Genomic DNA, 12,743 nt, shown 5'->3' on the forward strand with positions numbered 1-12,743 from the left:
GATTAATCAGGCGTTCTTATAGTTTTGTATGATAATATGCAAAAAATCTTTCAATTCCATAATGGATTAATCAACAAAGCATAAAATCCGCAATTAAAGAGATAGTAAACGACTTTCAATTCCATAATGGATTAATCAAAACTTGTGTATCAACATTCAAAAACTAAAACAAAAGTGCTTTCAATTCCATAATGGATTAATCTTGTTGAAGAGAATGATCAGACCGTAACTCAATTTATTACCTTTCAATTCCATAATGGATTAATCACAAAATGTTCATTTTGTTTCAAAATTTGGCTATAATCCTCTTTCAATTCCATAATGGATTAATCAGCTTTACAATATCTTAATCAGTTAGGTTTTAAATCAATACTTTCAATTCCATAATGGATTAATCACGATTCGACTACGCTACTCGTAAGGATTGGCTGAGAGATCTTTCAATTCCATAATGGATTAATCCTGTCCAAGATTGCTGGAGTAAATACTTCGTAGTTATCTTTCAATTCCATAATGGATTAATCAAGAAATCGGGCAACAATTACCTTACTTACCTGACCCATACTTTCAATTCCATAATGGATTAATCGTGGGATTGTTTTACGTGAATCTTCAGACCGTAAATTGTCCTTTCAATTCCATAATGGATTAATCCAGTCCGAATTCCTGCCTGTATGCCAACGCAATCAGTGACTTTCAATTCCATAATGGATTAATCATTCCAAAGCAGAAAGCTACTTACTCTGAAGTAGAGCCCTTTCAATTCCATAATGGATTAATCATTACAAGAGTTTATAGTAAACTTGGGGTTAGTGAATTTCCTTTCAATTCCATAATGGATTAATCATGGTATCAGCATTAATAACGACGTGGAAAAATATTCTTTCAATTCCATAATGGATTAATCAAATTAATTGTGATTATTAGAAACGATAGGTACACTGTGGACTTTCAATTCCATAATGGATTAATCAGCTATCGCATGAGGTATCGCAGAGGTTGAAGATAATAACTTTCAATTCCATAATGGATTAATCAAAACTTAAATACCCCCTAGTATAAGTTAGCCTGGAGGTCTTTCAATTCCATAATGGATTAATCAAGATTATGGTTTTCAGTCTTTCGTTGTCTTTAAGTACACTTTCAATTCCATAATGGATTAATCTCGTTGTGACGACACAAAATTGCGAAATTGTAAGATTTGACTTTCAATTCCATAATGGATTAATCCTAACATCTCGTTAGGTCCATGGATATGGAAAACTTACGACTTTCAATTCCATAATGGATTAATCATTGCCATGATGTAAATTCGTCGAATGGCGGAATCAATTGGCTTTCAATTCCATAATGGATTAATCCTACTTGCTGATTGACGGAAGTGAATTTGGTAACGTTAGTTCTTTCAATTCCATAATGGATTAATCAAACCAGGACCATTTGATGAGGTACGGCCTCCCGTGTGTCTTTCAATTCCATAATGGATTAATCTAGTTTTAAACATTTTTTTCATCCCATCAAGGAAGAGAACTTTCAATTCCATAATGGATTAATCGAAATAAATGACAGACAAATGTGATATGTGGTATTACTTCCTTTCAATTCCATAATGGATTAATCATGCTGAGGAGAACCTCAGGAGAAGTATCACTATTGATTTCTTTCAATTCCATAATGGATTAATCATTATCAGTGATTATATGACCAAGCACACTAAGGACATAGCTTTCAATTCCATAATGGATTAATCAAATTGTAGTTATGATTAAAATTTTATTTCTCTAATTTTATCTTTCAATTCCATAATGGATTAATCATGATGGATATTCAATTAAGTTACAGAATGAGAAGATATATTCATACTTTCAATTCCATAATGGATTAATCCTATACAACAATTATTTTCGATACAACAAATAAACTTTCAATTCCATAATGGATTAATCACAAGAAGAATTGGAAGGAATGATAGAAGAGATAGAAAGCTTTCAATTCCATAATGGATTAATCATAACTCCACCGTGCCAGTACCGAAGTACTGGTAGAGGGCCTTTCAATTCCATAATGGATTAATCACTGCATCTTTTATTTGTTGTATTGAAAATTGTTGTATCTTTCAATTCCATAATGGATTAATCTATAACCAATTGTCGTAATGCAAAAATTAGTTCATGATGCTTTCAATTCCATAATGGATTAATCAAAGCAATAAGCATAATGCTAGATGTTGTAAACCTTCTAACTTTCAATTCCATAATGGATTAATCAAATAAACAAAGAGCTTTTCAAGTTAATAACAGCCAAGCCTTTCAATTCCATAATGGATTAATCAAGAAAGAGGAAACAAAGCTGAAAGAGAAATAGAGAAGACTTTCAATTCCATAATGGATTAATCACGGTGTTAGTTGTGGCAAAGAATAGGGGTACGTACAATATCGCTTTCAATTCCATAATGGATTAATCTCTAATATATTCGGCTGGTTAGCTTGTGAAGTAGAGACACTTTCAATTCCATAATGGATTAATCAGGTATTTCTTATCGTAGCAGATCCGTCAATCCAACCAGTACTTTCAATTCCATAATGGATTAATCACCATGAAATATCTTCACTATTATTGAAAGGACAAATGACTTTCAATTCCATAATGGATTAATCCAATTATGATTGGACCTATCATTTTTTCCACCAATATATATATATACTTTCAATTCCATAATGGATTAATCATTTGAAGTGTGGACATATTATTTCCATCCATGATATGTACTTTCAATTCCATAATGGATTAATCGACATCAAAATCTCCGGAGGCATTCTCTTCCTGATTTACCTTTCAATTCCATAATGGATTAATCGAGGGACCTGAAAAAATCACTATCTTGAAAGAAATTGTTAACTTTCAATTCCATAATGGATTAATCATAACTGCAAAAGAAATAGCTCAAAAGATTAAGAATTTTGTCTTTCAATTCCATAATGGATTAATCTTGCTTTAAGCAGTCTACTAAATCCCAAAACTCATCTTCCTTTCAATTCCATAATGGATTAATCGAGGAATTAGAAAAATTATTAGAGGCACATATTACGTTCTTTCAATTCCATAATGGATTAATCAGCGTCATGATATATTGGTAGGACATCTGGAAGATGGTACTTTCAATTCCATAATGGATTAATCTGCTTGTTGTATTGCAACATCTCCGTTCCCAGATTCTGTCTTTCAATTCCATAATGGATTAATCTGTTGGTTTTATATATCACCTATCTTAGTTTTTTCTTTCTTTGTTTATAAGTTTACGTGTTTTCCTTAGTTTTAGTTGCGACCGACTTCTCTAGTATTTACTTTGACGTTTTTTGGTCGCATGGTCTTTTTCATGAATTGAAAGAAAAAATTGGTTTTTAAATGTAAGTTTTCTCTGATGATTTCGTTTCGGTCGCATTGAGACTCGAACTCTTACGCTTTTAATCTCTAAATGAAATTCGAAAATCACCTTTTCTAAGACAGTACTTTTTCTTCATAAATTCGTTAGATTCTCTTAAAAACTTTATTGCTAATCGTCATCTTTTCTGTTTTTTGTTTATTTTTAGGTTTTTCTGTGTTTTTAATCTCTCTTATAAATAGGCGTTTCTACGTAGAAAAGACTACGTCGTAAATTTAAACACTTTTTATCGTTAAATGAAAGCTTGCCCTAGACAATTAGTGTAATAACAAATTTCTTAAAAATGTTACAAAAATATTTTATCTAATAGTAAAAAATATAATTTCGAGGAATTTTTAATGGAACCTATCTATACGTAATGAGTAGTTGTTTCTCGTGTAAGGATTGAATAGAACTGAGCAATAATAGCTAGATTGAGAGGAGACATTCCAGATAATATTCATGTAAGGATTGAATGAAAGAAGAGATAAGGAAGGGAGAAGGAAGAAAGAGATATTCATATAATGATCTCCTATTCTTGTAGCTATAGATCCAACTACTAGGAAGAAAGAGATATTCATGTAAGGATTGAATAGAACTAGTTTGTGGATTATCTGAAAATTGAGGTTCTTCTCTCAATAAGACAGTCGTAAAATAAGCGTTAAGTTTTCAAATGATACACAAACTAGAATAGAACCAAATATTTCACATTATCTTCGTGATGATCAATTACAAATGATACACAAACTAGAATAGAACTGGAAAATCTTTAATACCATGTATAATTCAAATAAAAATAGATGAACACGTAGACTGTGCTTTGCAAGGCAGATGGGCATGAAGTTAGTTTGTACTCTAGGAATGACGCCTGGAGGTATTGCTGAGACTGTGATTAATTTGTCTACTGGTAATTATGTTTCTAAGTATGAGCCAAAAAGGGTTAGTTTTGATGAGATAATTATTGTTAGGACTAAGGACACTGAGTATTCTTATGCGTTTTTAAAGGCTATTTTTCTTTGTTGTATTAATTTTGGAGAATTAAAAGAATTTGTTTTACCTTTTAATGACGTTTCTTCTCCTCAGGATTTCATATACGTTAGGGATAATGTGAGGAATATGCTGAAGGCTGGGGATTATTTGGATTTCACTGGAGGTAGGAAGGCTATATCGAGTGCTGCAGTGCTAGCTGCTAGAGAGGCTGGAGCTCATCTGGTTTCTACAATAATTGACCAGAAGGATTACATAGAAATGAACGAAAAGTTTAATGAGTTAAAGAGATTGGCTATGTCGGTTAAAGGAAAGGAGGATTGTACAAATTATTTCTGTAGTTTAATATCTAAAAACTCTAAAACAATATTGTTCTTTTAGGATAAGAAGGTATAACTGAGGTAATCGAGGTTTTCTCATTAAGTTTACAGATTAGAGGTTCAGAGAGTTTTTCTTCTCGTGTGTATTTGAATAGTTTACGTTAGTTCTGGTTTGTGGATTATCTAAGAATTAAGTTTATTTTCCTAATCAGACAATCGCAAAATAATCGCAAAGTATTCAAATGATACAATAAAAGGATTACATAAACTGTACCTTATGGATAGATTGCGTAATCATTTTCTAAAATGATACAATAAAAGGATTACATCGATTTTCTGCTACATTACGCTGGGTTACATTTCTATATTTAATTTTTAGCTACTTTTACATAGACTGAGGAATGGACATTCATTGTCGCATTTTTTAGGTAAACCTGGATCTACGTTTTTGTCTATGCTTTCTAGTGCTTTGTCTCTTTCTTCGAGAAACTCTGTTCTTAGCGAGTCGTTGATCGGGATCAGCCTGCAGTTATTCATTACTTTTCCGTCATCTACGTTTACGTAGCATAGGTATCCGAAGTCCATTGGAATTTCGTATTGACTTTCGTAAGCTAAGGAATATCCTGCTAAAGCTAACTCGTGAGCATGTCTAAATTTTCCAGTCTTCATTTCTGCTATTAATTGTATAGAAGGTATGAAGGCGTCTGCTCTTATTGCCTGCTGTAACCCTATGGCTGAACCGTCTATTGGGAATTCCACGTAAAAGGGTATTACCAAAGATACCATTGAGTCCCTTGTAAGGTAGAGTTTTCCTCTTACTTTGTTCACTTCAGCTGCGTAAATGTCGGTGATGTAGTCCCATAGTATTTTTGAAGTCTCAACGTAAGTCATATTTTTTGAGAAATCGTAGAAAATATCTGACATTAATGTTTTTATTCTGTTTCCGTCTATGTTTTCGTTCTCGTAAATTAACTTTTTCAGGGTTTGTATAGCCTCAGCGTAGGTTTGATGAATAACGCTTCCTAATCCAGGCTTGACTTCTACCTTATTTCCTTTATACTTTAGGTATACGTACCTTTGAGTTTGACAAAAACCATTTGTTAAGTCTGATACGTTAAGTAGAGTGTTAGATGATGGATAAATTGGAGGTTCGTTCCAGTTCCATCCCCTAAGTTCTTCAGAAATAAGCCTAGGAGTAGATTTTATTCTTTTGGAGAGTAGCATTACGTCCGAAATTGTAAAGAACACGTAATATATAGTTAAACCACTTTAATATTCTTTATTTTTCATTTCAGTCTAACTTCCTTAGTGTGTGTACCATTTAAATCTTTACGTTAGTTCTACTAACTATTCTGATAAGGAGAATGGCCTTAATTTTCAGATAATCCATAAACTAGATACTCGTAATAAATATCCAAATAAATACTCTGAAGGAATTTATTGTGTACCATTCGATTACTTAACGCTTATTCTACTACCCCCCCAAGGTCTGGGAAGAAAGAGAACCCTCAGAGCCAAGGATTACTTAACGCATGATGAAGCCTTCATTTCAATTCCATACTGGATTATTTAATTAGAGTCAGGATTACTTAACGCTTATTCTACGAATTCTGATTTATAGAATTGTAGTTTGTGGATTATCTGAAAATTGAGGTTCTTCTCTCAATAAGACAGTCGTAAAATAAGCGTTAAGTTTTCAAATGATACACAAACTAATAGAATTGCCTCAATTTTCAGATATCCCACACTCCATGGACAGAGTATTCTAACCTTCGACAGAGCTTTTGCGGACGAACATTTAGGCAAAGAAATAGATCGACAGAGTATTCTAATCTTCGACAAATAAAAGATTTAGAAGAATTTGATGAAATTGTAAACATCGACAGAGTATTCTAATCTTCGACAGTAGTTTCTACCACAATTTGCAAATTGCATGATACTAGAGTAAGGATAGGGTAGAGTATAGTAATCTCTACAGCAATTCATTAAAATTCTCTTTCATAGAAATTTCCGACCCTCTTAGGCTTACAAAACTGAAAATACCCACAGTTAGCACACTTCCTAACAGGCTGTCTTACTTTAAGAAAACCCTTCTTAGCTTTAACAATATTCCTCAATATTCTCTCAACATATTCCCTCTCATAATTAGTGTAATTTATTTTCACCAATTTCTTTACAGGAATATAATAAAGAATAGCCTGCTTAACATTAAAACCCAATTTTTCCATAATAAATGCATAAAATAAGACCTGAGCCTTATGATCCATATGAACTTGATTAGTATACTTTACATCCAAAGGAGAATAATAGTAGGAAAAACCCAAAACAAAATCAGGGGAACCAACTAAATCCTTATATTTATACACAGGTTTCCTAATAAGCTCCTTAGCCTTCAAAACACCAAACAAAAAATTACCAACAGTCTCCTTATCAACCTCCTCCCCCTCCATCATACTATCAGTAACCCTCTCCTCAAAACCAAGCTCAGTAATTCTAACAATAGCAGGACAGTATAAAAAATGCTTAACCACAACACCAGAAATCATATAATAAAAGAGAAATAAAAAAGGACAAAATAAACATTACGTCATATTATTATACATGATGCCAAGTATGATTTAAGCCTTTTAGGGACAAAATAAACATTAAGTCGTGTATAATTAAGATTTACCCATTCGACATCAATATCTTCGAAAAGATCAATAAACATAACTTCATGCTCAACGCAGAATTATCCTTCACAAATAAACGTTATAGCAATGATATCAAATAGTTGAAAAAACCTAATCTTGGTTGGGTCGTTTATCTCTCTTTTTCTGTAATAATATGAAATAATTGAAAAATCAAGAGCATAGATCTATTGCAGACTTAAGATCGCCTCTTGATACGGGATCGGTGAGGTTGTAGTGGGAGTTTGTGATGTATTGCAGAATTAAGATCGCCTCCATAGTATTCTGTAATATTATGAAATAATTGAAAAATCAAGAATGTGGTTCTCTTTCCCTCTTTCTTTCGCAATTAGTGAGATATTTACATCAATAAATGAAGAACCACGTTCTCTTTCCCTCTTTCTTTCGCTTTATAATGCTATGAAATAATTGAAGAACGAGATTTTCAGAAAATTCGAAACACAGTTGTTAATATTTAGAACTTAGAAATTGAGGTTTTATCTCAATTAGAACCTTTAGTTGAATCAACGTAAAGTAATCAAACTATGTAATGTATATCGATTAGTTTTGATAATTCTCTTACCTCGAATCAACGTAAAATATTCAAACAGTATAAACACTAGAATATACAATCTTTTTCAATAAGCAAAGAAAATAAGGCGTATTAGATTGAAGTCATCAAAATCGACAAATAACACGAGCAAAATTTTAGCTTACATAATCCTCTATGTACCTTTAATAATCCTAAATTAATATTAGTGTTAACATACTATACTGGATTAATTTTCATCATCGTCCATTTTATCTTCTACTTCCTCAAGTTTCGTTAACATACTATACTGGATTAATTTATTTGTCCATTCTCAATCGTGTACTCTACAATTTGTTAACATTACTATACTGGATTAATCAATGCGAATCCACTATGAATATACCATTGAATTTTACTCTTTATGCTACTCTTGGATTAATCAATGCGAATCCACTATCAATTCAGTATTTACGTGAACTGAAATATTTCTGAAACAATTCATATAATTTCTGATTAGTTAACATTATCATTTTTATGCGAACTGACTTTTTGTCTACATAATTTCACTATGTTTTTATTTTTCTCGTATTACATACTAATTTTTAGGACTCATCCCAACAGTCCCAGAAAATATAGAGAGGTTCCATTAAAAATTCCCGGAAATTGTATTTTCTACTATTAGATAAAATATTTTTGTAACATTTTTAAGAAATTTGTTATTACAGTAATTGTAGAGGACAAGCCTTCATTTAATGATAAAAAGCGTTTAAATTTACGTCGTAGCTTTTTCTACGTAAAAACGCCTATTTATAAGAGAGAATAAAAATACAGAAAAACCTAAAAATAAACAAAAAACAGAAGAGATGATCTTGAATAATATAGTTTTTAAGAGGATCTAACGAATTTATGAAGAAAAAGTACTGTCTTAGAAAAGGTGATTTTCGAATTTCATTTAGAGATTAAAAATGTGAAAGTTCGAGTCTCAATGCGACCAAAACGAAATCATGAGAGGAAACTTACATTTAAAAACCAAAATCTACTTTCAATTTGCGAAAAAGACCATGCGACCAAAAAACGCAAAAGTAAATACTAGAGAATTCGGTCGCAACTAAAACTAAGGAAAACACGTAAACTTATAAACAAAGAAAGAGAAAACTAACATAGGTGATATATAAAACCAACAGATTAATCCATTATGGAATTGAAAGAGTAGTATGTAGTAACTGCCCTCTTTAGTTGTCACTTTTGATTAATCCATTATGGAATTGAAAGCTATTTCCTCATACGCCGAAGCATTATTATAAATGTTCTGATTAATCCATTATGGAATTGAAAGATTGTTATTGTATTCACTCTTTCCTGTTCCTTCTTCAAAGATTAATCCATTATGGAATTGAAAGTTATCATAAAGACTATAACAATCGTTCTTTCTTAACCAGATTAATCCATTATGGAATTGAAAGAGAATAGATTTAATTTGATTATCTGGAATTCCTAATTTCTGATTAATCCATTATGGAATTGAAAGTACACCACCAGGGCAGTTGAATGGACAGAAACATTGGAAGATTAATCCATTATGGAATTGAAAGTTGTCAGAGCTTCTGACCCGCTCCTTAATTTCAAGGGATTAATCCATTATGGAATTGAAAGGATAAACAACGAGGAGACGATTAGGGCATATTATCTTTTCAGATTAATCCATTATGGAATTGAAAGTATTACCGCTATTGCTCCAGCATACTGATCTACGAGACCCGGATTAATCCATTATGGAATTGAAAGCGAAAAGCGTGAATTTTCCGGGCGGGAAGTATTGTAGGTAGATTAATCCATTATGGAATTGAAAGTATACCTCTCTAGTTGTTCGCCATATTGTTGCAGTATTACATGATTAATCCATTATGGAATTGAAAGTCTATCTTCCCTCCAGTAATATTTTCTATATCACTAACGATTAATCCATTATGGAATTGAAAGTTCGTTACGTTCAACATCTGTTGCATCTGTTGAACTATGATTAATCCATTATGGAATTGAAAGATGCTATCATGTCTCTATATCAAGCGGGATTGATAGCATTATGATTAATCCATTATGGAATTGAAAGTTGGTAACCACTACATGTACAAAATATCGTATACAACCTGATTAATCCATTATGGAATTGAAAGTTAATTTCTGCCTTCCTTTCATTTCATTCACCCACAAGGATTAATCCATTATGGAATTGAAAGTTATCTTACCCAACATCAAAGAGAGTATTATTGACGAGAGATTAATCCATTATGGAATTGAAAGTTACTACAAACCATTAGCCCCGAAGTGGGGGAATGGTATGATTAATCCATTATGGAATTGAAAGTGCAATTGTGGTTTAGGTTGAGAGGATTGAGAGGAGGATTAATCCATTATGGAATTGAAAGATTTGAATAGTTTTCTTAATTTCTAAATTTTCTAAAAGGATTAATCCATTATGGAATTGAAAGTGTGATAATGTTAGTAACAGCGTCTAAAACTGAAGGATTGATTAATCCATTATGGAATTGAAAGTGAAAAGTTGTGAGAATAGTTGTGAGACATTATACCTTAAGATTAATCCATTATGGAATTGAAAGGTAAATTTCCTAAAACTCCACAAGACTTACAATTTTCACGATTAATCCATTATGGAATTGAAAGGCAATTATTGTTACAAAAGATGATCATTATCCGTATTGGTTCGATTAATCCATTATGGAATTGAAAGATAGTTAAATTAAAAATGTTTTTTTTAACTCGCGGGATAGGATTAATCCATTATGGAATTGAAAGCAATGCCGAAAAAATTAGCCCATACTCTCCCCCACTCTCTATTGATTAATCCATTATGGAATTGAAAGTACTTGAGTAGATCCCGTCTACTCATTGTGAAGGCGAAAAGATTAATCCATTATGGAATTGAAAGAACTTGCTTGCTACTACCTACTTATAAAATTTCTTTCATGATTAATCCATTATGGAATTGAAAGATTAAAAGACGGACGGTTCCGAATACATTTTGAAACGGGATTAATCCATTATGGAATTGAAAGAATAATCAATGCCCCATTCCAAACCTTTATGTGGATATGATTAATCCATTATGGAATTGAAAGAGTTTTACATTCAGTTTTTCTTGGTCTTTTGATGAAAATGATTAATCCATTATGGAATTGAAAGTTATTTCTTCTTGTTTAGGTTCTTCTTGTGTCTTAGGTTTGATTAATCCATTATGGAATTGAAAGTTTACATGTGATATACATATGTTACTTAGCGATGACGATGATTAATCCATTATGGAATTGAAAGGTGTGAAAGAAGCCAAACTCCCCCATGTAGTCCACAAGATGGATTAATCCATTATGGAATTGAAAGTTATAATTGCAGCGATGCTCTCTCCCATTTTGTGACATGATTAATCCATTATGGAATTGAAAGTTTCGGCGACGCCTTCGGAGATATTTACTATTTACTAGGGATTAATCCATTATGGAATTGAAAGAAACTTCCAAATGGGGCCAAACCAAACATAAACTCTGCAAGATTAATCCATTATGGAATTGAAAGAAATCAATTCCCTTATCCCAAGTTTTTTGCTCTGTCATGATTAATCCATTATGGAATTGAAAGAAAAGTCATCACTTTAGATTACGGAAAAGAAAAAATCTAGATTAATCCATTATGGAATTGAAAGAACACTCAAATCGGCCCAAACTCTGCAATTTTTTATTTCGATTAATCCATTATGGAATTGAAAGAGTTACAGACGATATTCCAGGCATTATATAATCATTTATAAGATTAATCCATTATGGAATTGAAAGATCTTATCAAGTAAATCTTTAGATATCGGATTAACTTTTTGATTAATCCATTATGGAATTGAAAGTCTTCCTCAAGTGCGATTGCAGTTGCGAGATCATTTATTGGATTAATCCATTATGGAATTGAAAGCATCTTTAGCTATCTCTTCTGTTAATTTTGATGTATCAGGATTAATCCATTATGGAATTGAAAGATATCATAGATTGCTTCTTTAGTTTCTATACTATGTTTCTGATTAATCCATTATGGAATTGAAAGGATAGAAATGAGGCATGGAGTGAGGTTGAGAAATATTACTGATTAATCCATTATGGAATTGAAAGTTTGTATCTATATAGCGTAATATCAGTTCTCCTTTCGGGATTAATCCATTATGGAATTGAAAGTTTTAAAAAGTGTTATAAAAATATATGAAAACTGTCTTGATCAGATTAATCCATTATGGAATTGAAAGTTAATAACTTCAATGAATTTGTTAAAGAAAAGATTAATCCATTATGGAATTGAAAGTAAAAATCTATTAGATCGGACATAATTTACCATTATGCGAGATTAATCCATTATGGAATTGAAAGAATGTTAAAGATAAACAAATGGTAGAAGAAACTACGATTGATTAATCCATTATGGAATTGAAAGGTTCCAAATATTTCTTTTCCTGCTAAGATTAGATATTTGATTAATCCATTATGGAATTGAAAGTTAGCAAGATTTTTTAATACTAAATCATGTAATTCTATTCTGATTAATCCATTATGGAATTGAAAGATGCAATGTACTTATTTTGTTTGGAATAATCAAATTTTTGTGATTAATCCATTATGGAATTGAAAGTTAGTATCATAAAAAACACATTAGCACCAACTTTACCTTGATTAATCCATTATGGAATTGAAAGTGATAATTTTTCATTTTGAAGTTTATTATATAATTTTCCAGATTAATCCATTATGGAATTGAAAGATGAT

At 31.5% G+C, this 12,743-nt stretch carries 3 protein-coding genes and 2 CRISPR repeat arrays (2 of these 5 cut by a window edge); of the genes, 1 reads left to right on the forward strand and 2 read right to left on the reverse strand.

Annotated elements, in window-relative coordinates; all coding sequences use genetic code 11:
- A CRISPR array of direct repeats spans positions 1-3,244; the repeat unit is 25 nt; unit sequence CTTTCAATTCCATAATGGATTAATC (it extends 2,663 nt beyond the left edge of the window).
- A gap of 1,014 nt (positions 3,245-4,258) precedes the next feature.
- Positions 4,259-4,789 carry a CRISPR-associated ring nuclease Crn1 gene (crn1, locus tag B6F84_RS00085; RefSeq protein ID WP_148690328.1) on the forward strand — a complete coding sequence of 177 codons (531 nt, stop codon included), beginning with the start codon at positions 4,259-4,261 and terminating at the stop codon, positions 4,787-4,789.
- A 314-nt stretch (positions 4,790-5,103) separates the two neighbouring features.
- Here the strand turns inward: crn1 and cas4a are convergent, their stop codons facing one another.
- The gene (gene cas4a / locus B6F84_RS00090) at positions 5,104-5,976 is read right to left on the reverse strand and encodes a type I-A CRISPR-associated protein Cas4/Csa1 (protein WP_148690329.1); all 873 of its coding nucleotides are present in this window, start codon (positions 5,974-5,976) and stop codon (positions 5,104-5,106) included.
- A 737-nt stretch (positions 5,977-6,713) separates the two neighbouring features.
- Entirely contained in the window at positions 6,714-7,274 is a 561-nt protein-coding gene (gene cas4, locus B6F84_RS00095) for a CRISPR-associated protein Cas4 (RefSeq protein WP_148690330.1), read from the reverse strand.
- Between the two features lie 1,838 nt (positions 7,275-9,112).
- Positions 9,113-12,743: direct repeats of the CRISPR family, unit length 25 nt; unit sequence GATTAATCCATTATGGAATTGAAAG; it runs 517 nt beyond the window's last position.

It is taken from the genome of Acidianus manzaensis (assembly GCF_002116695.1).
Taxonomy (GTDB): Archaea; Thermoproteota; Thermoprotei_A; order Sulfolobales; family Sulfolobaceae; genus Acidianus; species Acidianus manzaensis.

Bases quoted from the DNA above. Each gene is read 5' to 3' on its own strand.
- crn1 (WP_148690328.1), top strand. From the start codon at position 4,259: ATGAAGTTAGTTTGTACTCTAGGAATGACGCCTGGAGGTATTGCTGAG.
- cas4 (WP_148690330.1), bottom strand. From the start codon at position 7,274: ATGATTTCTGGTGTTGTGGTTAAGCATTTTTTATACTGTCCTGCTATT.